The sequence below is a fragment of the Actinomyces ruminicola genome (assembly GCF_900103885.1).
In the GTDB taxonomy this organism is placed as follows: domain Bacteria; phylum Actinomycetota; class Actinomycetes; order Actinomycetales; family Actinomycetaceae; genus Actinomyces; species Actinomyces ruminicola.
Window position 1 is genome coordinate 709,801 of the sequence record NZ_FNIM01000001.1, and the last position, 26,719, is coordinate 736,519.

General features: G+C 63.6%; 27 protein-coding genes. 1 reads left to right on the forward strand and 26 read right to left on the reverse strand.

Annotated elements, in window-relative coordinates; genetic code table 11:
* Positions 1 to 1,038: 1,038 nt before the first annotated feature.
* The 3 genes from rplL to BLR49_RS03035 all read right to left on the reverse strand — a co-directional run bounded on the left by rplL (position 1,039) and on the right by BLR49_RS03035 (position 3,907).
* Positions 1,039 to 1,425 (reverse strand): 50S ribosomal protein L7/L12, encoded by a 387-nt coding sequence (gene rplL / locus BLR49_RS03025; protein ID WP_092533051.1) that lies wholly within the window; start codon positions 1,423 to 1,425, stop codon positions 1,039 to 1,041.
* Between the two features lie 100 nt (positions 1,426 to 1,525).
* On the reverse strand, positions 1,526 to 2,047 hold the full coding sequence (gene rplJ / locus BLR49_RS03030; protein WP_092533054.1) for a 50S ribosomal protein L10: 522 nt from the start codon (positions 2,045 to 2,047) through the stop codon (positions 1,526 to 1,528).
* Between the two features lie 288 nt (positions 2,048 to 2,335).
* Positions 2,336 to 3,907 carry an OmpA family protein gene (locus BLR49_RS03035; protein WP_245690337.1) on the reverse strand — a complete coding sequence of 524 codons (1,572 nt, stop codon included), beginning with the start codon at positions 3,905 to 3,907 and terminating at the stop codon, positions 2,336 to 2,338.
* 165 nt (positions 3,908 to 4,072) lie between these two features.
* On the opposite strand from BLR49_RS03035, the gene BLR49_RS03040 reads away from it, so the two are divergent.
* Positions 4,073 to 4,450, forward strand: coding sequence for a DUF192 domain-containing protein (locus BLR49_RS03040; RefSeq protein ID WP_092533057.1), 378 nt, complete (start codon positions 4,073 to 4,075; stop codon positions 4,448 to 4,450).
* Positions 4,451 to 4,774: 324 nt separating this feature from the next.
* Here the strand turns inward: BLR49_RS03040 and BLR49_RS03045 are convergent, their stop codons facing one another.
* The 23 genes from BLR49_RS03045 to BLR49_RS12950 all read right to left on the reverse strand — a co-directional run bounded on the left by BLR49_RS03045 (position 4,775) and on the right by BLR49_RS12950 (position 26,600).
* Complete coding sequence (locus BLR49_RS03045; protein WP_092533060.1) at positions 4,775 to 5,215, reverse strand: hypothetical protein; 441 nt, start codon at positions 5,213 to 5,215, stop codon at positions 4,775 to 4,777.
* On the reverse strand, positions 5,208 to 5,579 hold the full coding sequence (locus BLR49_RS03050; RefSeq protein WP_143013675.1) for a hypothetical protein: 372 nt from the start codon (positions 5,577 to 5,579) through the stop codon (positions 5,208 to 5,210). The genes BLR49_RS03045 and BLR49_RS03050 overlap by 8 nt, the downstream gene beginning before the upstream one ends.
* Before the next feature lie 1,055 nt (positions 5,580 to 6,634).
* On the reverse strand, positions 6,635 to 7,093 hold the full coding sequence (locus BLR49_RS03055) for a hypothetical protein (RefSeq protein WP_143013676.1): 459 nt from the start codon (positions 7,091 to 7,093) through the stop codon (positions 6,635 to 6,637).
* 806 nt (positions 7,094 to 7,899) lie between these two features.
* Entirely contained in the window at positions 7,900 to 8,823 is a 924-nt protein-coding gene (locus tag BLR49_RS03060) for a hypothetical protein (protein ID WP_092533069.1), read from the reverse strand.
* A 95-nt stretch (positions 8,824 to 8,918) separates the two neighbouring features.
* Entirely contained in the window at positions 8,919 to 9,527 is a 609-nt protein-coding gene (locus BLR49_RS03065; protein WP_143013677.1) for a hypothetical protein, read from the reverse strand.
* On the reverse strand, positions 9,527 to 10,177 hold the full coding sequence (locus BLR49_RS12940; RefSeq protein ID WP_143013678.1) for a hypothetical protein: 651 nt from the start codon (positions 10,175 to 10,177) through the stop codon (positions 9,527 to 9,529). The genes BLR49_RS03065 and BLR49_RS12940 overlap by 1 nt, the downstream gene beginning before the upstream one ends.
* Positions 10,174 to 11,610, reverse strand: coding sequence for a Flp family type IVb pilin (locus tag BLR49_RS12945; RefSeq protein ID WP_143013679.1), 1,437 nt, complete (start codon positions 11,608 to 11,610; stop codon positions 10,174 to 10,176). Before BLR49_RS12945 ends, BLR49_RS12940 begins: the two co-directional genes overlap by 4 nt.
* Positions 11,611 to 11,709: 99 nt before the next feature.
* The gene (locus BLR49_RS03070) at positions 11,710 to 12,423 is read right to left on the reverse strand and encodes a hypothetical protein (protein WP_143013680.1); all 714 of its coding nucleotides are present in this window, start codon (positions 12,421 to 12,423) and stop codon (positions 11,710 to 11,712) included.
* A complete protein-coding gene (locus BLR49_RS03075) occupies positions 12,399 to 13,418 on the reverse strand; it encodes a hypothetical protein (protein WP_143013681.1) in 1,020 nt (339 codons plus the stop codon). Before BLR49_RS03075 ends, BLR49_RS03070 begins: the two co-directional genes overlap by 25 nt.
* Positions 13,415 to 14,110 (reverse strand): hypothetical protein, encoded by a 696-nt coding sequence (locus BLR49_RS03080; protein ID WP_143013682.1) that lies wholly within the window; start codon positions 14,108 to 14,110, stop codon positions 13,415 to 13,417. Before BLR49_RS03080 ends, BLR49_RS03075 begins: the two co-directional genes overlap by 4 nt.
* Entirely contained in the window at positions 14,107 to 15,174 is a 1,068-nt protein-coding gene (locus BLR49_RS03085) for a hypothetical protein (RefSeq protein WP_092533084.1), read from the reverse strand. Before BLR49_RS03085 ends, BLR49_RS03080 begins: the two co-directional genes overlap by 4 nt.
* Before the next feature lie 74 nt (positions 15,175 to 15,248).
* Positions 15,249 to 15,944 (reverse strand): hypothetical protein, encoded by a 696-nt coding sequence (locus tag BLR49_RS03090; protein WP_143013683.1) that lies wholly within the window; start codon positions 15,942 to 15,944, stop codon positions 15,249 to 15,251.
* A 37-nt stretch (positions 15,945 to 15,981) separates the two neighbouring features.
* Positions 15,982 to 17,538, reverse strand: coding sequence for an OmpA family protein (locus BLR49_RS13570; RefSeq protein ID WP_245690339.1), 1,557 nt, complete (start codon positions 17,536 to 17,538; stop codon positions 15,982 to 15,984).
* Between the two features lie 116 nt (positions 17,539 to 17,654).
* Positions 17,655 to 17,873 carry a hypothetical protein gene (locus BLR49_RS03100; RefSeq protein WP_092533090.1) on the reverse strand — a complete coding sequence of 73 codons (219 nt, stop codon included), beginning with the start codon at positions 17,871 to 17,873 and terminating at the stop codon, positions 17,655 to 17,657.
* 165 nt (positions 17,874 to 18,038) lie between these two features.
* The gene (locus BLR49_RS03105; RefSeq protein ID WP_092533093.1) at positions 18,039 to 18,677 is read right to left on the reverse strand and encodes a response regulator transcription factor; all 639 of its coding nucleotides are present in this window, start codon (positions 18,675 to 18,677) and stop codon (positions 18,039 to 18,041) included.
* Complete coding sequence (locus BLR49_RS03110) at positions 18,674 to 19,810, reverse strand: sensor histidine kinase (RefSeq protein ID WP_176765747.1); 1,137 nt, start codon at positions 19,808 to 19,810, stop codon at positions 18,674 to 18,676. The genes BLR49_RS03105 and BLR49_RS03110 overlap by 4 nt, the downstream gene beginning before the upstream one ends.
* 64 nt (positions 19,811 to 19,874) lie before the next feature.
* A complete protein-coding gene (locus tag BLR49_RS03115) occupies positions 19,875 to 20,768 on the reverse strand; it encodes a type II secretion system F family protein (protein ID WP_092533097.1) in 894 nt (297 codons plus the stop codon).
* Between the two features lie 2 nt (positions 20,769 to 20,770).
* A complete protein-coding gene (locus BLR49_RS03120) occupies positions 20,771 to 21,697 on the reverse strand; it encodes a type II secretion system F family protein (RefSeq protein ID WP_245690341.1) in 927 nt (308 codons plus the stop codon).
* Positions 21,694 to 22,977 (reverse strand): TadA family conjugal transfer-associated ATPase, encoded by a 1,284-nt coding sequence (locus BLR49_RS03125; protein ID WP_092533100.1) that lies wholly within the window; start codon positions 22,975 to 22,977, stop codon positions 21,694 to 21,696. The genes BLR49_RS03120 and BLR49_RS03125 overlap by 4 nt, the downstream gene beginning before the upstream one ends.
* On the reverse strand, positions 22,968 to 23,372 hold the full coding sequence (locus BLR49_RS03130) for a TadE/TadG family type IV pilus assembly protein (RefSeq protein WP_245690343.1): 405 nt from the start codon (positions 23,370 to 23,372) through the stop codon (positions 22,968 to 22,970). Before BLR49_RS03130 ends, BLR49_RS03125 begins: the two co-directional genes overlap by 10 nt.
* Positions 23,373 to 23,377: 5 nt before the next feature.
* Positions 23,378 to 25,072 carry a CpaE/TadZ family protein gene (locus BLR49_RS13835; RefSeq protein ID WP_092533106.1) on the reverse strand — a complete coding sequence of 565 codons (1,695 nt, stop codon included), beginning with the start codon at positions 25,070 to 25,072 and terminating at the stop codon, positions 23,378 to 23,380.
* Positions 25,069 to 25,827: a Flp pilus assembly protein CpaB gene (cpaB, locus tag BLR49_RS03140; protein ID WP_092533109.1), complete on the reverse strand. Its 759-nt coding sequence runs from the start codon at positions 25,825 to 25,827 to the stop codon at positions 25,069 to 25,071. The genes BLR49_RS13835 and cpaB overlap by 4 nt, the downstream gene beginning before the upstream one ends.
* Positions 25,824 to 26,600: a hypothetical protein gene (locus tag BLR49_RS12950; protein WP_143013684.1), complete on the reverse strand. Its 777-nt coding sequence runs from the start codon at positions 26,598 to 26,600 to the stop codon at positions 25,824 to 25,826. Before BLR49_RS12950 ends, cpaB begins: the two co-directional genes overlap by 4 nt.
* Positions 26,601 to 26,719 lie beyond the last annotated feature (119 nt).

Consider the following 26,719-nt stretch of genomic DNA (forward strand, 5'->3'; position numbering starts at 1 on the left):
CGGGATCACTCTGCGTACACTGCGGTGCGGGCCTGGTGGACGCCTCCCCCACTCCCCTCGCGGGGCGGCCGGCCGGTCGGGCCGGCTGACGGGCAGCACCACTGAGGCCAGTACACACAAGGTACGCGAAGAGCTAGCCTACACGGTCGCTACGCCCGGTTCCACGCCGAGACGGCGTTCCTCCTTGCGATTCCCACCACAATCCTCCATACTGCCCCGCTCCCCCGCGTACTCCTCCCCCACGCCGAGATCGGTAGAAGTCACGTGCCGAGATCGGTAGAAGTTACGTGCCGAGGTCGGTTGTGGGTGGGTTGTGGGCGCGGAGCGGCCCGGCTCAGGGACCACAGTCTTTTCTGGGTCACGGCGCGCCTGGAGGCTGGGGCTTGTCGGATTCGTCAACGTTCTTGGTGGCGGTGGGCTCCACGCGATCCTCGTGGGCACTGGTGCCGGCGGGTGGATCGTTCGGGCCAGGCCGGGCTCCGCGCCCCCCGGCCGGCCTGGTAACTCCACTTGGACCGGGAAACTCCACTTGGACCGGGTAACTCCACTTGGACCGGGTAACTCCACTTGGACCGGGTAACTCCACTTGGACTGCCTGAGAACGCGTCTCAGGCGGTCCAACCGCACGCAGGCGGTCCATCGGCACGTAGGCGGTCCATCCGTGCGCAGGCCGGCGCGTCCCCGCCAGTGGCCGGCGCGTGCCGCCCGGCGGTTCGCGTGTTGCGACGACGGTCCGTCACTTGGCGCCGGCGCTTCGCTGCTTGTTGCGACGGTTCGCGGGGTAGGCGCGCGAACCGACGCGGTACCTGACGAACCACCATCCCCACCGACCACCACAGCACACCCGAACCGCGCACCCCCCGATAACCCGATAACCTCCGCATCGATAACCAGACAACCCGGCGGCGACCCGCAGCTCGTACCCACGCATCCCCCGAAACATGACGTCTCCCCAACCACTCACCGGTGGTTGGGGAGACGCTGGAGTTGAGACAGTCCCTAGCCGTCAGCAAAACGCATATGACATAGGGGCCGGACTCACTTGAGGGTGACGGTGGCGCCGGCGCCCTCGAGCTGAGCCTTGGCCTTCTCGGCGGCATCCTTGGCGGCGCCCTCGAGGATGGCCTTGGGGGCGGCCTCAACGAGGTCCTTGGCCTCCTTCAGGCCGAGGGAGGTCAGGGCACGCACCTCCTTGATGACCTGGATCTTCTTGTCGCCGGCGGACTCGAGAACGACGTCGAACTCGGTCTTCTCCTCCTCGGCGGCCGGGGCTGCGGCACCGGGGGCGGCGGCGACGACCGCGGCGGCCGGAGCGGCGGCGGTCACGTCGAAGGTCTCCTCGAAGGCCTTGACGAACTCGGACAGCTCGATGAGGGAGAGCTCCTTGAAGGCCTCAATGAGCTCGTCGGTGGTCAGCTTCGCCATGATGGGCGTTCCTTCCTGGAAAAGGGGTCCTGCACTGCTTCTGCTGTTGCTGCTGTGTTGGAGCGCAGGCCAATGGGTTGAAGTTGGTGGCGCACGCGGCTCAGGCCGCGCTCTCCTGCTTCTCGCGCAGGGCGTCGACGGTGCGGACCGCCTTGGAGGCGGGCGCGACGAACAGGTATGCAGCCTTGGACAGGGACGCCTTCATAGCGCCCGCGGCCTTGGCCAGCAGGACCTCGCGGGATTCGAGCGAGGCGAGCTTGTCGACCTCATCGGCGCTCAGGGCGTTGCCGTCCATGACGCCACCCTTGACGATGAGGTTCTTGTTGTCCTTGGCGAAGTCACGCAGCGCCTTGGCGGCCTCGACCGGCTCACCGGTGACGAAGGTCAGAGCGGTGGGGCCCTTGAGGTCGTCCACGATCGCGTCGAGTCCGACGCGGCGGGCGGCGATGGCGGCCAGCGTGTTCTTCGCCACGGTGTACTCGGCGTTGCCGGCGAGCGAGCGGCGCAGTTCCCTGAGGTCGGCGACGCTCAGCCCACGGTACTCGGTGAGCAGAACGGCGTTGGCCTCACGGAATTTGTCCGCCAGCTGTGCAACAGCCGCGTCCTTCTCAGGCCTTGCCATGGGCCCTCCTTCCGTGGTCTGCCGCAGGCTCCGACACCAGAAAAGCCCCGCGCCGGTGGGCACGGGGCTCGCAGCCGCGCTCGTACATCCGAGTCAGCGGTCGGGCTCGTTCTCACCTGCGCCGGCTCCGCTTGCTGCGGACTTGGCCCCGCTAGTGCGGGAGACCTGCGGTCTTTGGCAGGCGCCACCATACACGCGGGCCCGCCCTGCGGCGCAAGCCCGGCGACGGCGGACGGCGGTGCTCTTGGTCACGCGACCGCCGACCGCGGCAGACGACCAGGGACTCACTCAGGGCTCGACGACGGGGATGTCGGTAAGCCGGACCGCGAGGTGTTGCCCGAATGCGTCATCCTCACCGATCATATCCATGATTACCGTATCCTCGCCCGTGTCCGGCCACACTACCGGGAGACTACGCGTGTCACCCGCCACGAGGTTGGACATTTCATGATTTGCGAGAATACGATTATCTTCTCCGGAGTCCGTGAAGTCAACAACGAGGTGACGGGACTCCCCCTTGAGCAGGGTGAAACCAGTGGCAGCATAGGAAGACCACATTCTGATATAAAGCAACTCATCAGGAATCCGCAGTAAGAACAACGGAACGCTCACCTCTTGTTCAGGGGAGATCTTGACCGTGCCGATAAGGTAACCCTCATACCTGACGACGGAATCGAGGGAGATACGGGCCGGGACCCCGTCGATCTCGATATCCACGCCGTCCGGGCCACGCCCAACCGGCCCCTTGGGCTCGGGCACGTCACCCGACCCACCAGCCGAGCCCGCGTTAGGCGCCGTGGCACTGGCCTCGCTGGGATCCGTGGGGGTCAATACGATCTCCACCCGCCGGTTCAGTTGCCGGTTCTCATCGGAGTCATTCGCCACCCGCGGCTCAGACTCACCCTTCCCCGACACCGACACCTCCCATGCAGACAGCTCAGTCAACTCACCCAATCGATCCGACACCGCCTTGGCACGACGCTCCGACAAGCCCTGGTTATACGCATCGTCAGCCACATCGTCGGTATGCCCCGTAATCGCCAACTCACCACCCGAGGGGTACAGCTCCAGCTGCTCCACCACCGAGCCCAGCAACTCATCGGCCCGGTCAGTAAGCTCCGCCGAGTCCGTCGCGAACAACACATCGCCCGACACATTAACCGTCGTCGACACATCGTCCTTCTCCGTATCCGCGGAACGATCCGCAGCCACCACCAACGAGCTCAGCTCGAACGGACCCGAATGAATATCCTCATCGATCTTCGAACCAGCGATCGCCGCAGTGACGTCAAATCCGGCCTCGCCGGCATCCACCACCGGCACGCCCAATGCCACACCAGCGTTCGGAAACAGCAGGTCCACCGACTTCATGTCTTCCGGTGCCGCGCCAAACACCGGAAACAGCTCCACCGACGCCCCCGCCTCGACGTCAGCAGTCAGGCCCTCCTTACTCCGACCTACTTCGAGGAACGCAATCTTGTCCCGCAAGGACAACAGTCTCACTGCAGCCATTGTATAAGCGTCCAACCCACCCCCGAACAACCAGCCACTCAGCGAAAAAGACTCATCGGAGTCCGCCGACACCACCACGCGCACAATCGTGTAACCGCTTTGAACAACCGCGGGGCCTACACGAGAGGTCAGAGCCTGACCCTTCCACGTCCATTTCAGCACCACCGGATCGGAGTTCGCCGACGCCGTCACCCCACCGCTGGCACTACCCGAGGGGACCACCGAAGCATCGGTCACGCTACCGCCGTCGTCCGCACAGGCGGCAAGCGCCGCAGCCACAGCTACCGCCGCAGAACCCGTCAGCACCTCACGCCGACACAACATCACCAAAACCACCCCTTTGGGCACACACCGAAGTGCTCAGCATCTTGAACCCGCCAACCGTAACAAGACGATCAACCCCACACCATGGGGAGCCCACCCCCACTCCGCGGGTATACCCGGGCACCCCTCGCCGTCCCTAACCTGCAACCCACCCGTGACAACACTCCCCGAGCATGAGACGGTGGCCCCATGAGTACTTCCCGTCCCGTCTGGGCCGCCGACGCCCCCGAGCGAGTGCTGGTTGTGGACGGCGCGCCGACCTCCGTGAGAACGTGGATTGCCCGCACTCGCAAGCAGCGAAACACGGGCCTACTGGGCACGGACGGGCTCGACGGCGCACTGTGGATCAAGGCATGCAACTGGGTGCACACCTTCGGTATGCGTTACGCCCTCGACCTCGTATACGTCGGACGCCACGGCCGTGTAGTCGCCGTCACCACAGCCCCGCCGCGTCGACTCTGCCTACCCCGCTTGAACGCGCACGCCACCATAGAGATGCCCACAGGCACGGCCGCACAGCTCAACATAGTGCGCGGAACCATCATCGACACGACGCCTCGCATTTGACTGCGACGCGTAGCCCAGTGCCGAGCATCAGTGACTTCCACCCGAGTTCAGAAGTCAGAGCGGTAGCCGTGGCGCACCTGCTTCCTTCACGATCCGTCTACCGGTCGTGAGCACGGGCTGCCAGGAGGCGAGATCCTCCACCGGTTCCCCAGGCTGCGCGCGTGCACTGATCCGCCAACTGCCCGTCGCACCATCCGCGATGAAGAACGCCGCTTCGTCTGTGGTGACGCGACCCCAGTCTTGAACCTTAGCCTGATGGGTCCACGTCATCATGTGCATCCACCGTCGCCCGGCCAAGCGGCCACACCTCCGGCCGACGTACACTCATCTATCCGAAGGCCGCCAAGACGGTCTCTGCGTTTCACCGACGCCCCAGCATGCGCGTCCAATGAGCGCACCAATGGTGGCGCCGATCAGCGTCAAGACAAACGTAGCCACCGGCACGTACGTCGGGACATAGTCGGGCAATCCGATCCGAGTCTGTATCCCCCAGAACACCGGCACAGGAAAGACAGCCGCAGCAAGCAGACCCCATTCGCGGACCCGCTGTCGCGGCAGCGTCAAAGCGACCACGAACGCCACGACAGCCGGCATCAAAACCGACGGGCTCACATTCAGGACCAAAGCCAGTACGCCGCCCTGCGTTGCGCCGCCGAGCACGCGAAGCCCGGTCCGCAACAACCACCACAGGAGAATGCCTACGATCCAAGCCACGAGCAAAATCAGCGCCGTGGGCCGCTTCGCCTTACCATTCCGCTCAGCCACGATGAACCACCTCTATACCAGCCGCGACCGTCTCCAGCAGATTCTCATCGACACCAGGCCCCGTCAAACCGACTACGAGCATTTCGTCATAGTCATCATCTTTAGCGGTCAACAGGTAAGACAGCGTCACGGGATCGTCATTGGGGTAGTCGATCCTCCAAATCTCGTCCGCCACCCCTTCCATTCGAACCGCATGCACAGACTTGGCCTTGTAGTCATTGAACAGCGCAAAGCCGGCCATGTCACTCGCGAGGTCTTCCGCAGACTCCGGCGGATACACCAAATACTCGTTGTACCCGCCGTTCGTCATGGCACCGAACCGCACCTGCGTATCCGGGTCACCGAATTCAGCAGCATCCTGCACGATGTAGTCCCAACCAAGAAGGTTAGCATCCGCGGGAATCTCAACCTCATGCCAATCATTCCGCAGATCGAACGCGCCACACCCGTGCGTAGCTCTATACCACCCGTCCGGGGTCGAATGCCCGGACCTCGAGCAGCCAGCGGACACACTTAGAGCGCCAAGCAGCGCCGCACCAAGAGTAAGAGAAAACGTTCTACGCCTCACAACCATATCCTTACACTCAAGCATAATATCACCAACATCACAGCCTCACCCTAGTCGTCAAAGCACAACTCATTCTCCTTCAATTGCCTTTGCGCACCCGGCACCGAGGGCGACGCAAAATACTGCGACGAGACCGTAACAGATTCCTCACGACTCATGCCGAACCCTCCTCCAACCTTGACGCCGAGCGCGACTTCGGTACCGACATCTAAACCATAATGCCTGACATGGGCACACATCCGCGACAGCACTACGCTCGCTACGTCTTCAGTATCGCGCATGTCGGGCACAGGGGCGCGTGGCGGCGGTCACGACCGCCCCGCATCGACTCTGCTAACGGAGTCACCGCGCAACTCAGCATCGTGCATAGCCGCAACAAGAACGCAGCCCTGGCACCCCTAACCCGTGTAGGATTTCACCCCCGGTGACGTCGGCACGTTCTCTCCAGAATTAGGACGTACCACAGCAGCAGCTATGAGCGAACCAACAAGCAAAGCCACAGCTTCGACCAACATGGGCATTCCGGTTTGGCCAAGCGTCGCCAACTGGAACAACAGCACCAACAGAGAAGCTCCGATGGCATACGCACATGCATGAGCGAGGCCCTGAGTCCAGTTTCGCAACCCACCGCCGGAGCCAACACCATTAGCATGGCACAACTCACGACCAGTTGCCGCAAACTTTCCAAGAACACATACGGGGTCACCAAACTCGTAGACTACGCCCCTGTGGCGGAAACCAGCCCTGGAACCAACATGACAACAACGGCCATCACAAGAGCGGTGACGAACCCCGCCAAGCAACCTCCGACTATATTGCGTAGTCTACGCAAAGACTCCACAATCATCCTTTCATGGCCGGTCAATTGTGGCGGTGAGCATGGCCTGCCAAGCGATGCTGTCCTCAGTCAGCTCTCCGGGCTGCGCTGCTGCAATGATCCGCCACCTTCCGGTAGGCCCATCCGCGACCAACAGCGCAGCGCGATCCGTCGTCACGCTGGTCCCATCTGCCTGCGGTTCGTCGTGGGTCCACGTCAGCATGTACGCATCCGCCATCTCCGAACCTACGGGCCACGTCTCCGGCGTACGCGCCACATATGTGTCCTCTCTCCCAGGACCGGCGAGCAGGGTCTCCTGAAGGTAAGACTCCTGCTCCAACGTATTACCCGAGCTGTCAACGTGGCTCACTACTAGATACGGGAACTCCTCATCCGCTCCGGCAAGCATCACCGATGTCATCGGCGAGCCCCGGTCGTTAGTCCATTCCCGTATGCTCGACTCCTCTGGAACTGTCAGCGTGAGTCCGTACATCTCCACCTGCTTACCTGATGCACCCGACACCGGTTGGATTCCCCTCGTCGGCAGGTCCGGCGTCTGCGAGATCTCCGACGGGGGGCGCCACTGCGGCACCGTAGGCGTGGCCGTGGGCTCAGCGGACGCAGTCACACTATCGGTCCCCTGGCCACGGGACGAGGCGCTACCGGCAGACCTGTCGACACCACCCGAGCACGCCGTCAACGCTGCCAGCAGAGTCGTCATTCCTCCTATGCAGGCAGCGCGCCGCCCAACATTGTTTACGAGCATGACGCGACCCATCTCAGCATCCTCCCCAGTCGACCCATTTGCTACCATTCCAGTACTCCCCATTTCCATACTCTGTAGACGCGCTCTCATCCTTGTAACCGCCACCGACATTAATGCCTTCGAATTTCCCCGTCGCCTCTATGGCCAGGCTTGTCGAGCCATTCTTCGAGATAAGATCTCTCCGCACGGACACTCCGTTATTCTTCGCCTCTTGTATAAAGTCAGCGTACGGATCCTCTCTCTGGATGGTCCTTGCGGCGGTATCTAACGCGCCCCACCCGTGCGTAGCTCTATACCACACGTCCGGGGTCGAATACCCGAACCTCGAGCAGCCAGCGGACACGCTTATGGCGCCAAGCAGCGCCGCACCAAGAGTAAGAGTAAACGCTCTACGCTTCAAAACACTGCCCTCGTTTCTGGCTAACGGCGCATGCACCACGGGCCATTCGGCACCGCACAATACATGAACACCTCTTGTCCATCGGACAGGCTTCACCGACGCGCTCAGTGACATCGCAAATCAAGTCCACTGGTCACGCGGCCACGAAGGCCAATGTGCCTTCGATCGCATCGCGAACAGACGTATCAAGCTGACCGGCGCAGTTGTACTGAGCAGCCGCCACGGTCGAACCATTGGAGAACACCCACAAACAGCCCTGGTCTTCACCCGCCTTGCCCGAGACGAAGTCAGTACGAACTGCCTCCGTCATTCCCTCCAATGTCAGTGGGTTCCTGGAACGCATTGTGTAGCCATCCAACGAGCCGCCCTGATGGTCAACTTCTATCTGAGCCAGCGCCTCGGACACCGATTCTTGTGGCATGCTCGGAGCGACCAGCAGACGCGCTTTGACAATCTCATCGTCATCAATCATCGCCCAACCCACCGTCCAGCGCTGGGATCCCTCGATGCCTTCGGTGTCATACCACCCCAAGGGCACCGCTAGCCTTACGCCCGAGCGCTCAAGCAGTGCCGTGCCTTCGGGTGCGACCAGAGGCGCCGCAGACGTTGGTACGGCGCTCGCCGCCTGCGCAAACGAGTCGCCTACCTCAAAGCTCGCGCCGACGCCTTCCCGCTCCTCTGAGGAGACGTCTACTCCCGTCAGGTCTACCAGCGCGTGCCTGGCGCCTGAGCTGATGCACCAAAGCGTCCCATCAGCATTCAGCGGCCAGGAGGTACGGTAGTCCTGGCGGATGACGAGTAAATCACCAATGCGTGCAGCGGTACGTACCCCGACAGGCGCATACCCCCGGGTAACCGCACGCGCCGCATCCATCGCTATATCGATAGCAGCATAGGCATCGTCCGCCTCCAGGTCGCTGGCAACCAGTAGCCGGTTCTGTTCGTCGTCGCTGTCCCACCGCGCCGTCCAGGCCCCGTCTTCAAGATCCTTGCGCGTCCAATCGGAACGGACGAGCAAAGAGAGTCCATCTACTTCCGCGCTCTCCCAGTTCTGCATGACGTTCGGCTCATCCTTAGAACACGCAACCAGCAACGTTACAGCTCCCGCCAGGCAGGCCGCCCTCAACCCAGCACGGCGCCGAACCGCCCGTTTCATGACCGCCCCTGATCGAAAGCGAGCGACTCCTCGATACCGTTGCGAAGCCCGTCGTCGAAGTAGTCTCCGTACAACGTCACGAAGGCCACCACGCCATTACTAGCCGCCAACCAGCACGTCCCCGCTCCTGCAGCGTCGTCGCCCCATTTGAAAGTAACCCGCTCAATCGCCATATCCTCGTCCTGTTCCCAACTCACCCGGTCGAGCTCTTGATAACCGGAAATAAGCAACTTGTTGGTGAAGGTCGCCGTGCGTCGCATGCCTTCGGCGCTCGACGTCTCACTGAGCACGCCGAGCATGAGCCGCTGCACCATAGCACCGGAAGCGTCATTCAGGTCATACGAATCCGTGTACCACCCCCAGTCATCGTGTGTCGTCGGCCCCTCAAAGGCAGTCGGGATGGCAAGTTTCAAGCCTTCGGTTAGCTCGATGCCCACCCACGCCGAAGGTTCCTCTGTCGGTGCCGCCATCGGCGTCGCAGGCTGAGGAACGTCCTCAACCGGGGTCGCGGAGTCCGCTGCCTCTGCACTCTCATCATGACTGCATGCAGACAGCACCAGAATCGCGGGCAGCACAACCCGGGTGATCGCCGCACGCCGCCTCACTACTGGCCCACCTCGATCGATTCGATTACGGATGCAACGGCAGTAAGCGACGCCTCGCTAGTCGAATCACCCGCCGTATATACAGCATAGGTGTAACCGTCCTGGCCATCAAAGATAATAGCTGCGCATTCCACCTCGATCTCGGTTGTATCTTCTGCAGACCAAGGCACCTCCGCACGCTGCGTCCAGTCCAATCGATACGCCTCGTAGCTACCAGATACCTGCACCGTCGTTTGCGCAATGTCCCCTTCCGAAGCCCCCTGTAACTCAAATGTCTCGAGCTCCGTCGCTAACACTTCGCTGGCATTCTTTACACCGGGTTCATAATACTCGACGATAACCGTGTATGGCGCACGTTCGTCGGCTACATCGTAGCTCGTAACCCAGCGGCCATCATAGTCCTGTTGCGGCATTCTTACTGCCGCATCCGCAGAGACCTCTAACGTCAAGCCAGGCGCCACATCCGCCACCATTACGTCATCAGGTTCAACGTCCGCCGTCGGAGATGATGATGACGCAACATCACTCATGCGTTCGTCCGCCCGCTCATTCCCATTTCCTGCCGAGCAGCAGGATAGCCCAAATACCAGCGACACTATTGACGCTGCCGACATCACGGTCACAACTCTACGTCGTCCAGCCTGGTTCACGGAAGATCACTCTCCTTGTAAGCACGAGTCCCATCACTGCCTGGCTCACCTAGAACCTCAACGCTCTTGGTCTCAGTGCTAGTTGTCTGCTCGGTTTCCTCATACTTTAGCACCCACGCATCGATACCTCCACTGTCTGTGATAGTTGTTCCCTCCGTGATTATACGTGTAACTTTACCCTGTTCATACAGAAGGTTCTCGAATGCGTCATCGGAAGGCGTGCTTGGATTCAAGACGGACTCCGACACAAGCAGAGCTCCATTGGTCAGCGAAGAACTCACATACTCCTCGGCGATCTTACGATCAGCGTCGCTCAACGACGCAACATCAAGCGTCGTAGTGACGGTCGATGTGACCGTTTCCTTTCCGCTAGCACTCGCAGTTATACCGTTCTTGTCTCCGTTCTTCGCCGCGCCTTTAGCGCTAGCCGACTGACTCCCCTCAGCTACGCTCGTGAACGTGATAGCTTTGAGCCTCCCATTTTCGTCATAGGTCACTTTATATTTTCCGGCGTAACTAGCGGAACCATTTTTCTCAAGCCCAAACACCTCGCTAGTCTGCGCACCCCCGCGACTTAGTTCGCCTTTATAGCTGAATTGATGCGACGTCTCCCTTCGATCATCGCCTTCACCATCACCGTCTTTGACTACCTTGTCAGTGAAAGTGTATCCGATTTCTCCGGATATCCCCACACTCCGGCCGTTCGAGATTCCTGCCCCCGCCTCGACGGTGAGCTTCGCACTCTTCGAATTGGAAACAGAGTCTGGCTCCTCGTCAATTTCCCTTCCGTGGTTTCCGATCCGCCCAAAGCCGTTTTTGTTCAACTGGTCTTGAATTGCATCTTCATTCGCTTCATCAAAGTCCTCACAAGACCGTTCGTCATCACCACCGCAGTTCCACGTCTTTTCTTCGGTCTGGCTTAAGCCAATGGCGCCGCTCGCTTCAAGTTCCGCACCGAAGGGGTTTGGATCTTTGTTCTCGCTGCCCTTGTCTCCCTTGTCCGTCTTGACAGAGTATTCGACGTCAATTCCTTGCGAGGTTCGCACCGCCCTCGTCCCAGATCCGTCGTAATTCTCGGTTTGGGTTGCCGTTACGCCATCTGTGCCAGAGACAGTCAGGTCCCCCGGACCTACCTTCCCTCCTACGCCGGCACTGGTGGATTGAGATCTCTCATTGGACGTTTTAGAGACTTCTGACGGATCAACTTCGTACTGGTTATTAGTCGCTGTTGCGGGTTCACATGCGTATCCTTCTCCGCCGGTGATCTTATCGATAGCGGAGCCGACCTCGCATGCGATCCTGTCTCCAATTGGAGTCGCAGCCACAATGAGCGCCAGTACCAGGATCGCGGCGGCGATGATGACACCGGCGTACTCGGCAGCGGTCGCCCCTACTTCTGCGCTCTGCCTGATCCTTTGACGCAATGCGGTCATGGTGCTTCCTCACATGGGTATTCCATACAACTAGCGGGTAGCCTACGTTTGGCTATTGCTTCGCACCTAGGGGCGAACGCCCCAAACCTCGCCCCCTGGCTACCCCTGTGAGCTCTCAGCGCTGTCCATCGCCGTTGCGCTGCACAGCGCCGCGTAGGCATACGTCTTCTCGAGCGTGTTCCTTGGCCCGTACGCCACCACCGTGTACGCCCGGCCGCCCTCCGCAACGCAGAGCAGCGCGAGGGCATCCACCGGCGTCTCCTGCGACCAGCCCGGCGGCACGGTGCGCTGGCTCCAGGTCAGCTGCACGCATTGGGCGAAGCCCTCCCACTCGAGCTTTCGGGGCTCGGAGGGGGTGATGAGCGCAGCTATCAGGCGCTGCCGCTCGGCATTCGCCGCGATCATGGCGGCTGACTGCTCGTCCGCGGCGTATGAGTTCGGCCCCTCGACGACCAGGTATCCCCAGTCGTCACCGTCGGCCCATACGTAGGTGACCTGAGTTCGGCCTTCTCCGACTCGCTCGGGAGTCAGTGCCTGCACGTCCCCGGGCAGCGTCAGCTGTATGCCGGTCACGGGCTGAACCGCCTGACCGGTGACCGCTAGGGGAGCTGCCTTGACATCCGGCGCGTCTGCGGAGCCTGCGTCGCTGTCCCGCGTGGTTCGGCCTTCCGCCCCGCCTGCGTCTTCTGACGGCTCATTGGGCGAGCAGGCGGCGAGCATTCCCGCCGCCGCGACGGCGGAGGAGCCGGCAATGAGCCCCAGCAGACGGCGGCGCGGCGTGCCTACGGCTATTGGTCGGGGGCTGTAAGCCATATGCTCCGCTCCATCCTTGAGACAATGCCCTGGTCGGCGGGTCCGGAGAAGGACAGTTGAATTGCGCTGACGGTTCCCGCGATGCCCAGCACCCACAGAGCTCCCTGCGCGGCTCTGCCGTTCCCATAGGCGAAGTAGACCCGAATGCCGGAAGCGTTCTCCTGTCCGTCGAGCTCCAGCTCCACGGGCTCCGACAGCCGTACGTACCGGGACAGGGCGCCGGCGACGGCGTCGGACTCGATTTGGGCGAGCGCGTCCACCACACCTGGTTCCCCGGTGTCGGGCGCGAGCAGTACCCTCGCCCGCGCGGCGCCGTCCATGTCTGCGTCTGCCCAGCTGTCGGTCCAGCGTTCGGACTTCGTGGGAGCGCCGGTGACCGCCCAGGTGCCCGGCACGGCGAAGCTGGTGGTACCCCGCCCGACCCTGGTCCAGCCGGAATCGACGGCAGGCAGGTCAGAGGACTGCAATGAGAGCTCCGCGTCTACGACGTCGCGATAGCTCTCATCGAGATTCTCCGCCATCAGGACGACGGCGATCGCCGACTTCTCATTCGTCAGCAGCCAGATTCGCCCGCTGGTCGCACCGGTGAACGTGGTGGTGAAGTCCTCGTACAGGAGCTGCCCGCCGGAGCGCTCGGCCGCCGCCTGCTGGCTGGTCACCCGGAATCCGGGCAGGCTGCTGCGCAAGGCGTCCTCGGTCTCGGCCAGCATGCCCTGGAGGTCGAGCCCTGCGGAGGGGCTGCCGACAGCAAGTACATGTGAGGGCGAAGCCGCCTCCTGCCACATGTCGGAGAACAGGCCGATGCCCCCGGGGGCCGCCATGTGCTGCCAGTCGCTGCGCACCGGTACATAGGCCCCTGAGACAACGGCGCGATCCCAGCCCGCAGGCATGACCGAGGAACCGGAGCAGGCGGTCATGCCAATCAGCGGTACGACACCGAATAGCCCGACGGCGCGGCGACGGCTGATCCCTGCGCGATGCGGGCTGCCGCTCATGTTCCGCCTCCCGTCAGTGAGGCCTCGATCGCCGTGCGGATCGAGTCGTCGTCGTCCAGCAGCACGACGACGACGTAGCCCTCCTCGGCAGGCACGATCCAGGCGGTTCCACTCGTATGGACCTCGCCTCGCTCATAAGCGAAGGCAATCCGCGCGACCGTCTCCGCCATAGGAGCTGGCGCAGCGGAAGACGACGGTGTCGGCTCGGCTGCGTCATCCGGCACAGCAGCCGTCTCCTGCGTGCTCGTCGGCGTCGGTACCTGTGGGGCGTCGGAGTGGGCGGGCGTGGGGAAGCTGAAGGCACCGGTCAGGCGATAGCCGGTGATGCTGGACGACAGCAGTGCCGACGCCGCCTGGTATGCCTGCTCGCCGCTGGCGGTGCGCAGCACGTCGCTGATGGCCAGCACCGGCGCGGCGTCTCCGTCGGGGTCGGTCATGTGGAGCGACCAGGGATCGTCGTCCGTGCCGTTGCCCGCCGTCGCCACCGTATGCGGGTGGGATACCCACGTGCTGGGAACTTGCAGGGTGATGCCGTTCGCGTCAGCGGTCTTGGTCTGCACCGTCGCGGCCGGGATGGGAGTCGTGGCCGGCAGCGCGGATCCGCCCGCGGAGCATGCGCCCAGAGCCGCCAGCAGCGCCCCGAGGCAGGCGAGCCGCGCCAAGCGCCGTTGCCTTGCAGCACACGCCTTCATTTGTCCTCCTCGGCTTTGAGCTCGCGGCGGCCGAGTGCGTCGGGCTCGCCGAGAGTCTCGGTGCTGGTGACCGCCAGGCCGGCGCCGACGTGCTCAGGATCGTCGCGGAGCACCTGAGGGGTGATTCCCGGGAATCCGTCGCCGGTGGAGAGGGTTTCGCGCGTGACCTGGCCGGTTGCGTGGACTAGGCGGAGCAGGACGTCGTCGTCTGGGCCGACGGCGGCGGTGGGTTCCCACAGATCGTCTGACAGTGCCGGGCCGTCCACGGTGAATGCGGATACCCACTGGTCCAGCGCCTCCCGACTGGAGTCGGTGACCGGAATACGTATTGTGGTCCATATCACCTGGTTGTCGGCCCCCGTGGTCGCGCCGATTATCTTCACGGAGTGGAGCAGGCCGCCCCGCAGGCGCTCGACGCTTACCAGGGCAACGGTCTCCGGGGACGCCTGCCACGCCCACGTCTCGGTTGTGGCGCCGTCGCGCAGGCGTTGAGAGTGGCGGTACAGGATTGCCGAGCTGCCGGAACCGCCTTGCCGCAGGGGGCTGTTGGCCAGCGTCAGGTCGAGCGTGCTGGTCTCGGACTCGATCCCGACGAAGGGGTCGAGCCCGAGCAGTGAGAGCCGATCGGCTCCCTGCGTGTGCTCTGCCGTGGAGTCGCTCTGAAGCCCCTCCCAGGTGTCGCAGGGCCCGGTGACGGAAGTGCCGCAGGCCATATCCTCCAGCGGGATGAGCACCGTAGTGTCCGTCAACCCGGCCTGCTCTACACCGGTGAGCGGCGTCCACAACTGCTCGAGCGACGCCGCCGAGCCGGCCGTGAGCGCGGGTGCCTTTCCCACTGCGGTCTTGTGGCGGCCGGGAGGTACCGCATCGAGTCCTGCCCCCGTGGCAACGGCGCGTTCGTCGGACGCGGCGGGCAGTGCGCCGGTGCCGAAGTAGGTGGGGCTGGCGCCGCCGGATGGGGTGGTTGTGCACGAGTCCGGGTCAAGAGCGCAGAGTCCACGCCGGAAGGTTCCGGTCAGGGCGAGCACGGCGACGAGCGCGATCATGACAATGACCGCGATCATGCCCCGGTACCCGCGCAGGCCTCGCTCCGCGCGGTGGCGCCGGGGACGCCTTGGGAGAAGGCGCTTCATCTGGATCAGACGAGTCTGGTTTTGACTGTGGCCGAGTCGGGCAGCCCGTCCGTGAGATCGAACGACTCCTCCTCGGCGTCCTCTTCACCTTCGGAGCCGGTGCCCTCCTCCTTCTGAGTGGATGTGTCCTGTCCGAAGCCGACCCCCGGGGCCGTGTAGCACGAGCCGTTCACCGATACGCCGAGCAGGCCCCGGGACACGCACACGCCTTGCTCAAAGGTCATCTTGGCCGTGGCCGTGGACGTCGATTGCAGGCCCGTTTCGGCGATCTCGTCGTCCATCCGCACGGAGACCTGGAATCGCAGTCCCGAGAGCTGGCTGTAGGACGTCAGCGTCGCGTCGTTACTGCTCGCGTACCGCGTGGCCTGTGTGGAGGCGCCCGAGCAGTACGAGAAGACCGGCTTGCCGAAGTAGCTCCAGAACGTCTCGGCGTCTGTGGCCTCCAGGGCGTCCTCATACACATCCTCGAGCCGGTCAGCACAGTAGCCGGCCGCCGCCAGCGCCGCCGCGTCGGACGCCGTGTTGGCGTTCCGGCGATCCGCAATCGCGTCACCCAATGGAATGATGATGATCATTCCGACCGTCAGCAGCGCAACGAGCACACTGACCAGGAAGATATTGACCGCTCCGCGCTCTCCATCACGAAGCCGACTGTCTAAGCGCCGTAGCCGACGAGAACCGATACTGTGGACAGCGAACACGGAATATACATCCTTCATATAGAGAACAAACCAGAGATTACACTTCACTTACGGGGATGTCGGTAAGGCGTACCGCCAGGTGCTGCCCAAACGTGTCATCCTCACCGATCATGTCCATGGTTACCGTATCCTCACCGGTATCCGGCCACACCACCGGAACGCTACGAACATCATTCGCCGTCAAGTTATCATGGAGCAGGCCCCCCAATACCCTGTGCTCTTCGTTGGAGTCCGTGAAGTCAACAACCAAGTACCGAGACTTCCCCTTCAAAAGCGTGCAGCCCGTGGCCGCATAAGACGACCACATCCTATCAAAAAGCAAATCATCAGGGATCTGCAGCAAGAACAACGGAACGCGCACCTCTTGATCAGAGGAGATCTTAACCGTACCGATCAGGTATCCCTCATACCTGGTGACGCTGTCAAGGGAGATACGGGCCAAGACCCCGTCGATCTCGATCTCCACACCGTCCGGCCCACGCCCAACCGGCCCCTTGGGCTCGGGCATATCACCCGACCCACCAGCCGAGCCCGCGTCCGGCGTCGTGGGGCTGGCTTCACTGGGATCCGTGGGGGTCAACACGATCTCCACCCGCCGGTTCAGCTGCCGGTTCTCATCGGAGTCATTCGCCACCCGCGGCTCAGACTCGCCCTTCCCCGACACGGTCGTCTCCCAACCCGACAGCGCAGTCAACTCACCCAGACGGTCGGACACCGCCTTGGCGCGACGCTCCGACAAACCCTGGTTATACGCGTCGTCAGCCACGTCATCTGTGTGACCAGTAATCGCCAACTCGCCACCCGAGGAGTAAAGCTCGAGCTGCTCCACCACCAATCCCAACATCTCATCGGCCTTACCGGACAGCTCCGCCGAATCCGTCGCAAACAACACATCCCCCGACACGTTCACCGTCGTGGACACATCATCCTTCTCCGTGTCAGACGAACGATCCGCTGCCACCACCAGCGAATTCAACTCAAACGGCCCAGAATGAATATCCTCATCGATCTTCGCATCAGCAATCGCCGCGGTCACATCAAAACCAGCAGAGGCTGCGTCCACCACTGGTACACCCAAAGCTACACCCACATTCGGCAAAAACATCTCGACCGACTCCGTACCATCCGGCAGCCCGCCAAACACCGCAAACAATTCCCGGGAAGACCCCCCGTCAAGTGGACTAGCAAGCCCATCGACGCGCGATTGAACATCAATATACGCCACTTTATCGCGAAGCGAAATCAACCTGGCGGCCGCCATCGTGAACATATCCACACCGGCACCCAACATTGTATTAACAGGAATTCGCTCAGCAGAATCCGTAGACATGCTCAGCTTCACCACTGTATATCCGCCTTGCACCACCGCAGGCCCAACGCGCGTCGTCAATGCGGCACCCTTCCACACCGATTCCAACACCACCGGACCGGAACTCGTTGACGCTGACGCAGTCGTCGCCTCAATGGCCCCGCCAGAAGAACTGTCTGACGGAGTTTCCGTGCGTCCGCCGCCATCCGAGCAAGCAGCCAAAACCGCACCCGCCGGCATCAAAGCAACGCCTGACAAAAAAAGACGTCGAGTAAGTGTTTCCATGGTGTCACATTACCACATGCGCTACAGGATGCAAGCGAAGTCACGTGCTATCCCATGAACGCGAGATTGGGCGGCGCGCCTCATACGCGCCGCCCAATCATCAGGCGGTACACAGACTAGTGACCAGGGTTCAAGACCTTGTCAATACGCTCCTCGACAGCACCCTGAAGGTCCACATTGTTGAACGCGGCGTAAACCAAGCCCACTACCAGTGCGACAATCACGATCAGACCTGCGTACTCAACCGCGCCCTGCCCGTCCTCAGTCGCGCGGTTCTTGATGTCATCAAGCCACATGCGAGCACGGACCTGAGCGGCAAGAACTGAGTTCGACATGATGCTTCCTCCTGTTTATGAGTTCCGAGTCACTGACTCGGATGGTTGACTCCGGGGTTCGTTCCCGTTGACGATTTCAACATTACGGATACTGACCGGCCCACGCGTAGGGGCGTACGCCCTAACCTGCGCCCCGACCTTCGCCCCTGCGCTCGCCCCCCCCGCTCACGAGCCTTCTGCCTCCTTCCACAGCAGGATCGCCTCCGCTCGGCTGTGGACGCCCAGCTTGACGTACGCGGAGTTGATGTAGTTCTTGACCGTGCGAGCAGACAGGAACTGTTCCGCGGCGATGTCCTGGTTGCTCATGCCCCGCGCGGCCGCCTCCAGAACCTCGGCCTCACGCTCGGTCAGTCGCTCAGCCAACAGGTTAGCGCGCGGCTCGCTCTTGGTGGACACGGACGCGGCTTGGAGGCTGAGCTTGTCGCCAACACCTGGTCCGAGCACCATACCTCCGCCCCGGCATGCTGCGATCGCACCGGCAACCTCTTCCACGCCCAGGCGCGCGTGTATGAGATAACCCTTGGCACCACTTTCCATTGCCGCGGCTATCGTCTCAGCGTCGTCAGCCGAGGTCATCATGATCACGCTGGCGTGCCCCGCAAGCGTGGGCAGAGCCTCCAGCCCGCCCATGCGCGGCATGCGCACATCGAGCAGCACGATATCGGGTTCGAAGCTACGCGCCACTTCGATCGCCTCCACGCCGTCCGCCGCCTCTTCCACTTCCTCGACGTCACGGACTTGCTCGAGCACGCGCCTGAGTCCCATGCGAACTATCATGTTGTCATCAACCACTAGCACCTTCATGCTGTCATCCTTGCCGTTGTCAGTGAGTTCTTCTTGTTTGATGAGGTCGCCCTTGGGATCTGCGCCATGGCGCGCGTCCCGCCACCCGGACTCGCTGCGAGAGTGAGCTGGCCGCCAATCGCCGCGAGACGCTCCCGTACCCCGCAGAGCCCATAGTGCCCCGAACCGCGCAGGTTGGACTGATCCTCCAAAATCCTCCGGGGCAAACCGACACCGTTGTCTTCAACCGTGAGCTGGAGCATGTGCCCACCTTCAATCCGGACACTGACCGCGGTGGCCTTGGCGTGCTTTTCCACATTGGCCAGCAATTCGCCCAGAATCCTTTGAACCTGCCACTTCAGCTCTGCGTCAGCAACCATCTCCTCACCGGACACGTCTAACGACACGTCCGTCCCTACACGGCTCGCCCAGGTCTCGGCGTCCTCGCGCAGCTGCTCACGCAGATCTCCCGCAGGCCCAGAACGCAACTCGTCCAAGACCGAGCGCGCCTCGGCGCTCAGCGCGTCTGCGGCATCGAACAAATCACTGGCGTCACGAGCATATTCTGATTCTTGGCGCCTCAGATCCGCTGACAGCGCCTCCGCCAGCATACGTACCCCTGCAGCCGACTTCGCTACCGTGTCATGCAGATCGCGAGCCAGCACCAAACGTTCTTCCGCGGCAGACTGGCGAGACCGTGCCTCCACCGCGTCCGCGGCCAGAACCTCGACTCTGCCAACCTGCTGCGTCTGCCTGCGCCCAAGCCAAGCGAGCGTCAGCGCGGCACCCACCGTGACGATCATCATCGCCGAAAGACTGGGCGAGAACTGAACGAGCTCAAACGCACTTACCGTAACTAGCGCACACCAAACCGCCAGGACACGATCACCGGCAACCATTCCCATCAACAACGCCGAAACTTGTAGGTAGCCAAGCGACAGCGGCGCCGCCGCGCCTCCATAGGCAAAGCCAAATGCCAGCAATATAAGCGCCGCACCCCCATCCCAAGCGACGAAATGCAAACTACCGACAATACGACGAGTAGCTCTGCCCCACCGGAACAACAACACACAACTGCACGGGACTGCACAGGCTACGGTCAATACCACCACCCAATCGAACGAGCAAACCACCGCGACTAGCAACAGCAGCACGAGCCTAATGTCGCTGAGCACTCGCACGGTGGGCGCCAACGCTGCTTCCGCAAACACCTTTCCCTCACCCATTGAACAGCCCTGAAATCGCATCGAGATTACCAATAATCATGCCCCCGACAATAAGTACAATGGCGCCCGGAACAATGCACATCGTTACCACCAGGGACACCTTGGGCTGCGACTTGGACGCCTGCCTGCGTACCTGCTGACCGCGTTCGCGTCGCACCTCCTTGGAGATCTGTCGCAGGGCCTCTTCCAGCGGAGTACCCAGTTCCTCCGACTGCAGCAGCGCGGTTACGAACGAAGACACGTTCTCCGAACGCGTACGCTCACGCAGCCCCTCAAGCGCCTGACGACGGGGCACCCCGAGTTGCATCTCGCGCAGAGTCAGACGCAGTTCCTCCGCCAGCGCCCCGCTGTGCTGCTCGGACACGCGTTGCAACGCGACCCGGAAGGGCAGACCAGCCGACACCGTCACGGCGAACACATCCAGGAAATCAGGCAGGTCCCGTTCGATCTGCTCCTGGCGCCGCCGCAAGGTGAGCAGCAGCCAGGCGTGCATCCAGCAAACGAAGAGCACGCCCAGGACCACACCCATGAACGTCTGCCCATTGAGTGCGGCCAGCACCATGAGCACTAGTCCCAGGCTGGCGAAGCCGGCCTCGCGCTGGATGAAGGTCTGCGCCGTCACCTCCGCGGGCTGGCCCGCGGCGCGCAGCTGCCAGGCCAGGCGCTTGATCCGCTCCGCACCGTAGAGATCGAGCAGCATGCTCTGGGTCATGCGGCCCAGCAGGTCCACGATCCGGGTGAACGGCCCCGTGCGCTGAGCCGCCTCCGCTGCGACCTGGTCACCGGTGGCCAGCAGGTCATCCACCAGGGACGCACGCACCATGCGCACCCCCTGCGCGCCCAGCAGCACCATGCAGGCAGCGAGCATTCCGAACAGTGCGGCCATGCCTACACCTCCACCTTGGATACGGCCCGCATGAGCACGAACCCCACCGCGAAGAAGGCGGCCGCCACCAGCATGATGATCCGCCCCACCATGCTTCCCGCCATCTCATCAAGCAGGCCGGGCTGGATCATGTTCAGCAGCACAATGGCTCCCATGCCGATCCCCATCACCGCGTACCCGGCAACCGAGGCACCGAGGATCACCGTGCTCACCTCACGGCGCAGCTCCTTGCGGTCCTCCAGCGTCTGGGAGATATCGGTCAGCGCATCGCTCAGTGCACCTCCGGTGCGGGACTGAATGACGATTGTGCGTACCAGCACGTCGATCTCCCGCGACGGCAATCGCTCGGCCAGTTCGTGCAGCGCCCGATCAAGGTTCACCCCCAGGTCCAGGCGCTGGGCCACCTGCCGCATCTCCGCGCCGGCGGGCTCGGCAAGCTCGCGCCCAGCCATGGCCAGGCAGCGTCCGATCGACAAGCCCGCCGAGTTGCCATTGGCGACCACTCGCGCCAGCTCAGGCAGCTGCGCAATGAAGTTCTCCTTGCGCTTGGCCCGCCGCCGGCTGAGCCACTGCCAGAACACCAGCGGCAGCATGAGCGCAAGTATGGTGCTGGCGACTCGTCCCAGTAGCGGACGCCCGCCGATCATCACCACCAGCATCGCGCCGGCAATCGCCGTAACCGTTGACAACGGTGACCAACCCACACCCGCGGTGGTCATCCGCCGGGCCAGAGCCCCCAGCGGGCCGCGTCCGGTCAGCCGCCGCTCCATCAGCTTGATCCGCTCCGAGCCCGTTGCACGCGCGCCAACCGTCTCCTCCCACAAGGCGCGGCGGCGCCCGGACTCGTCCAGGAGCACCGTGATACCCCATACGCCGAACGCCAGGGAAATGAGCAGCGTCAGTAGAATGACTCGCACCGAGGGCGTCATACCGCGCCTCCGGCGAATGACTCTGGCAGGGGCTCGCCCAGCAGGGCCAGGCGGGACGCCGTCGCCTCGGGAAGGGCGTGGAAGCGGAAGACGCCGCCCTGGGATCGGGTCTCGGTGTAGCGCATGATCGGCTGAGTGGCGTAGTTGTCCCGGTGCTCGGAGGTGACCACCTCGATCTGCCGCACCCGGCGCACACCGGAGGTATCCCGCTCCAACTGGATGATCACGTCGATGGCGCTGTTGATCTGGTCCCGAACCGTCTCCACGGGCAGTTCCAGATCGGACATGCTGGCCAGGGTCTCCAGGCGGCTCAGCGCGTCGCGTGCGGAGTTGGCGTGCACAGTGGTGAGGGACCCCTCATGGCCGGTGTTCATGGCCTGGAGCATGTCCATGGTCTCACCGCCGCGGACCTCGCCAACCACGATCCGGTCCGGCCGCATACGCAGCGAGTTGCGCACCAGATCGCGGATGGTGACCTGCCCCTTGCCCTCGGAGTTGGCCGGACGCGCCTCCAGCCTGACCACGTGGCTCTGCTGGAGGGACAGCTCGGCGGAGTCCTCGATCGTGATGATGCGTTCCCGGTCCGGGATGAGCCCTGACAAGGCGTTGAGGAAGGTGGTCTTACCGGTGCCGGTACCGCCTGAGACCAGGATGTTCAGGCGTGCGCGCACCATCATGTTCAGCAGTTCGGCCGCCTCCTGAGGCAGCGATGACCGGGACACCAGGTCGGGCATGCGGAAGGGTCGGGGGAAGCGCCGGATCGTCATCGTCGGTCCGTCCAGCGCCAGCGGCGGAATGATCACGTTCACACGTTCGCCACCCACCAGGCGGGCATCCACCATGGGGCTGGACTCGTCCACACGCCGGTTGACCGTGGAGACGATCCGGTCGATCGCCTGGTACAGCTCCTCCTCGGAAGTGAAGGCCGCCGGAATCCGCTCGATGCGCCCGTTGCGCTCCACGAACAGGTCGTGGACGCCGTTGACCATGATCTCGGTGATCGAGTCGTCCGCGATCAGCGGTTCGAGCACGCCCAGCCCCACCGTGTCGTCGACAATGCGCTGAATGAGGCGGGCACGGTTCCGGGTGGACATGACCGGGCCCTCAACCGAGAGGATGCGGGCGAGCACGCGCTCCAGGCGTGCCCGCTTCTGCGGCATCTCCAGGCTGGTGACCTCCTCGATGTTGATCTCCTCAAGGAGCCGGGCACGGAAGCGCTTGACGAGCTCGGTGTTCTCATCGGTAAGGGCCTCGGGAGCCACGCGGTCTCTCAGCGCCATGAGGATCCCTCCCGCTGCCGGAAGGTGGTCTCGGAACTGAGCTGTACGTGGGTGACCTCTACCACCCCGGGGATGCCGATGGGCGCCCTTCCGGCGACCCGCACACAACCCCTGCCGCAGGCGGTGACCGAGTCGAGCTCGATCCAGTCGGGCATGGACGCGGTTACGGCGCCGTACACCGAGTCGCCCCGCTCGGCGGCGCGGGCGCCGTCCCTGGCGGCGTCGCGCACATGCGAGGCCGCCATCATCGCCGCGATCCCCTGACTGAGAAGAAGCAGAACGATCAGCACGATGGGGATGAAGGCCGCGAGCTCAAGCGCGGACTGCCCCTCATCGCGGCGCCACAACCGCCGAATCGCCTGCGCGCTCCGGCGTGGTCTTGCTGCTGCCGTCACCGATATCACCTCTCCCGTTCCACGTGCGCGGTGCCTACTGCCGGGCCAATGCCGGGGATCATTCCGGGAATCTCGATGCTGACCCGCACATCGGATCCGGAGGTGGACACACTCAGACCGGAGGCGAGCGATCCCGGCATGCGCTCCGACACCGCCGCAACCACCTGTTGATGGGACATTCCGACGGCGTAGTTGCGTGCCGCCTCCTGCGCGGAGTTGTGCGCCACGAGGGACACTCCCCCGAACAGCAGCAGCTCGAAGCACAGGAAGAACACGCCCAGGGCGATGATGAATGCGCCGGCGAACTCCACTGCGGTTGCGCCCCGCTCGGCGGAGTCCACGGCCGCACGACGGCGTCCGCCGAAGAACGGCAGTCGCTTGCCCGATCCGCCGTCGTCGGTCCGCTCTGCCGCCCGCCTGGCGCGGCGCCCCTGCGGCGCGGGGGCCGCCACCGACGGTGGTGGAGCAGGGGCCGGCGTCGGCGGTGCGCCCCCGGGCGCAAATGCCGGAGGCAGCTCCGCACTCGTACCCGGTGCTGCGGGGGCGGCAGGAGCCGTGACCGCAGTCACCGGGGTGAGCAGTTCCGCAACTGCCCGGCCAATCTCCGTCAGCACCGGCAGGTCCAGGTCCAGCAGGGTGCCGGCGTTCAACACGGGCTCCAGGCGCTGTGCGCTCTCCGGCAGCGTCCCCAGCAGGGGAGCGTCAATGAGCTTGGCTGCGCCCGCCGGTTGGATCTCGTTGTGCCGGGAGGTGCGGTTGAGCACCACCTGCAGCGGCGTGCTGCGAGCCAGTTCGAGTCGCTCCAGCGTCTCCTTGAAGCGGCGTACTGCGCGCAGCGCGGGCACCTCCGGGGTGGCCACCACCACGATCGTGTCGGCCAGCTCCATCGCACCGGCGGTGCCCTCGTCCAACCGCGAGCCGCAGTCGATCACCACGTGGTCGTACTGATAGCGCAGCGCCTGAACGATCTGCCGGGCGGCGGCCTCGGTCATCTCCTCGCCCATCTCGCCGTGCTCCGGCGCGGGCAGTAGCTCCACACCGGACCTGACCGGATAGGCGACCTCGGACACTTCGCGTCCTCCGATCTCCGCTGCCACGGAAACCAGGTCTACCACCGAGTGCCGTACCCGGATGCCGCAGTATGAGGCCAAGTCGCCTCCGCGCAGATCCAGGTCCAGTAAGACCGTGCGTCCCCTGCCCGCGGCGGCCTTGGCCGCCGCCAGGGCGATCATGGACGTGCCCACACCGCCCTTCGCCCCGATGAGTGCCACCACGCGGCCCACGGGACGTCCCAACGACTCCCGCTCCTCCTCCACGTATCCGTGAGCGGCACGGGACCAGGCCGACAGCGACCGCAAGCGCTCCGCATAGCGTTCCACCGACGGTGGCAGCGGCAGCACCGCCCGAGCGCCGGCATCCACGGCCCGCAGCACGGAATCGGCGTCCATGCGAGTGGTCAGCAGGCAGACCGGGACGAGCGGCTCCAGCACCGCCATCTCACGCATCACCGCGAGTCCCTGCCCGTCCTCCACGGATTCGTCCACCAGCACCAGGTCGATGTCCCGGCGCTGAAACTCCAGCCGAGCCTGGGCCGCGGAGGCAAGCACAATCGGTGTTGAGAACCCCTCCAGCTCCGCCAGCACGGCCGTCACAGCCGCAGGAGTCTGCTGGTCCGAACTGATCAGAAGCGCCTGGGTCATGACTGGTTCCCTTCAAAGGCGGAGGAGTTGGGTTCCGTCGCCGGGTCAGCGGGTGCTGCCCCCGGGGCGCTGTAGACGGACTGGTCGTCGGTCAGCGGCGCATTGTCGCCGGTTCCGCGCAGTGCCAGCCGGAGCTTGATCGCGAAGCTCTCCGCATAGGCGACCTTGAGGCTGTCAGTGGTGGACAGGGCGAAGGTGACGGGCACTGCCTGGCTCTCGGAGAAGGCACCGGAGGAGTCCTCCGACTCGACCGTCGTGGTCACACCCACGTTGATGATGAGTGCGTTCTGCACCACCACCTGCGCGGTGCGCTCCTTGGTGTTCTCATCCTCCACCGTGGCAATGATGTCCACGTAGTCGCCCGAGGAGATGCGGCCGGCGACACCCGTCTCGGCGTCAACCATGATCGCCACCTCGCGGTTGCCCTCGGACAGCCCAGGCGGATCCGTGAGCATCCCCGTCTGCAGGACCGAGCCGGTGGTGTAGGCGCCCACGGTGACGAGCCCCTCCACTTGTCCGTATGAGGAGACCGCATTGTCCGGCGCCCAGCGTTTCGGCACCTCGACCACTTCCACATCACTCTCGGTGATCTTGTGCATGGCCTCGACGTCCGTGGTCAGTTCGAGTACCTGGGTCATCGGCCCGACCTGCGAGGAGACCGAGCTGACGTAGGCGGCGACGCCGACAAAGGTCAGGGCGGCACCGAGTAGGGTCACCAGGAGCAGCAGCACTCCTCGCCGCTGGCGTGGGTTCATGAGATTCGCCTCTCAGCAATAGGGGTTTGAACGGCGGGGACGGTCGATCGGATCCAGGTCCCGCAAAACGGGCACCCCACCATCGGGGTGGTTCTGCCGCATCCGCGACAGCTCATGGTGGGAACAGTGGTCAACGCGCGACTGACCGCCAGCTCCAAGTCGTCAATGGCGGACACCTCGGCCCAGTTGCGCGCCCCGTATGGGGACTCAGCGGACGGCGGCAGTACCACTGTCGGCCGACCACCTGCAAGAGAGACCTGTAGGGATCCCATATCCGGGCAGCCCGCCCAACAGATATCCCTCGCCCCCTGCACATTCCATTCGATGGGCTTGGCGGAGTGGACATCGCCGCTGACCAGATCAACATCGAAGGAGGCACCGGGGAACAAGCTGCGCACGTGCTGCATCAGACTCGGTCGAGCCTGAGACAGCCGGGCAACGGAAGACAGGGCCACCCTGGTACGGCACTGGGCTCGCACAGCATTGACCACGGACTGGGAGAGACCGTAGGTGGAGGGAAGCAACAGGTGCAGCGCCCTGAGCATCAGTGCCTGCTGCGTGGGAGAGCCGGTCAGCGTCACCAGCGCGACATCTCCTCGGGCCAGCACCTCCCGGGCCACCAGCGAAGGCCTCGCCGCGGCCTCCCGCGAGCACACGAGCAGAGAGTCCTCGTTGTTGGCGCAGATGGCGTCGACGGCGTCGTCGAGCGATGGCGTTACCAGGCAGCCCTCGGGTACCGGATCACCAACGGTGACGGCAGAGACGAAAATCAAGGCTGGGCCCCCTCGGGGTGTGCTAGGGCAGGAACAAGGGCGTGCCGCGTCACGACCGTGCAACGGGCACGAGAGCCACCGTAGTCACCTCACGACCCCCACGTAAAGGAATCGTCACG

What these genes read in the sequence shown, in the direction of transcription:
- BLR49_RS03060 (WP_092533069.1), bottom strand. Translation starts at nt 8,823, where the DNA reads ATGCAGAACTGGGAGAGCGCGGAAGTAGATGGACTCTCTTTGCTCGTC.
- BLR49_RS03105 (WP_092533093.1), bottom strand. Translation starts at nt 18,677, where the DNA reads ATGAAGGTGCTAGTGGTTGATGACAACATGATAGTTCGCATGGGACTC.
- BLR49_RS03070 (WP_143013680.1), bottom strand. Translation starts at nt 12,423, where the DNA reads ATGGCTTACAGCCCCCGACCAATAGCCGTAGGCACGCCGCGCCGCCGT.
- rplL (WP_092533051.1), bottom strand. Translation starts at nt 1,425, where the DNA reads ATGGCGAAGCTGACCACCGACGAGCTCATTGAGGCCTTCAAGGAGCTC.
- BLR49_RS03080 (WP_143013682.1), bottom strand. Translation starts at nt 14,110, where the DNA reads ATGAAGGCGTGTGCTGCAAGGCAACGGCGCTTGGCGCGGCTCGCCTGC.
- BLR49_RS03040 (WP_092533057.1), top strand. Translation starts at nt 4,073, where the DNA reads ATGAGTACTTCCCGTCCCGTCTGGGCCGCCGACGCCCCCGAGCGAGTG.
- BLR49_RS03120 (WP_245690341.1), bottom strand. Translation starts at nt 21,697, where the DNA reads ATGACGCCCTCGGTGCGAGTCATTCTACTGACGCTGCTCATTTCCCTG.
- BLR49_RS03085 (WP_092533084.1), bottom strand. Translation starts at nt 15,174, where the DNA reads ATGATCGCGGTCATTGTCATGATCGCGCTCGTCGCCGTGCTCGCCCTG.
- rplJ (WP_092533054.1), bottom strand. Translation starts at nt 2,047, where the DNA reads ATGGCAAGGCCTGAGAAGGACGCGGCTGTTGCACAGCTGGCGGACAAA.
- BLR49_RS03055 (WP_143013676.1), bottom strand. Translation starts at nt 7,093, where the DNA reads ATGTACGGACTCACGCTGACAGTTCCAGAGGAGTCGAGCATACGGGAA.
- BLR49_RS03100 (WP_092533090.1), bottom strand. Translation starts at nt 17,873, where the DNA reads ATGTCGAACTCAGTTCTTGCCGCTCAGGTCCGTGCTCGCATGTGGCTT.
- BLR49_RS03075 (WP_143013681.1), bottom strand. Translation starts at nt 13,418, where the DNA reads ATGAGCGGCAGCCCGCATCGCGCAGGGATCAGCCGTCGCCGCGCCGTC.
- BLR49_RS03115 (WP_092533097.1), bottom strand. Translation starts at nt 20,768, where the DNA reads ATGGCCGCACTGTTCGGAATGCTCGCTGCCTGCATGGTGCTGCTGGGC.
- BLR49_RS12945 (WP_143013679.1), bottom strand. Translation starts at nt 11,610, where the DNA reads ATGACCGCATTGCGTCAAAGGATCAGGCAGAGCGCAGAAGTAGGGGCG.
- BLR49_RS13570 (WP_245690339.1), bottom strand. Translation starts at nt 17,538, where the DNA reads ATGGAAACACTTACTCGACGTCTTTTTTTGTCAGGCGTTGCTTTGATG.
- cpaB (WP_092533109.1), bottom strand. Translation starts at nt 25,827, where the DNA reads ATGAACCCACGCCAGCGGCGAGGAGTGCTGCTGCTCCTGGTGACCCTA.
- BLR49_RS03125 (WP_092533100.1), bottom strand. Translation starts at nt 22,977, where the DNA reads ATGGCGCTGAGAGACCGCGTGGCTCCCGAGGCCCTTACCGATGAGAAC.
- BLR49_RS13835 (WP_092533106.1), bottom strand. Translation starts at nt 25,072, where the DNA reads ATGACCCAGGCGCTTCTGATCAGTTCGGACCAGCAGACTCCTGCGGCT.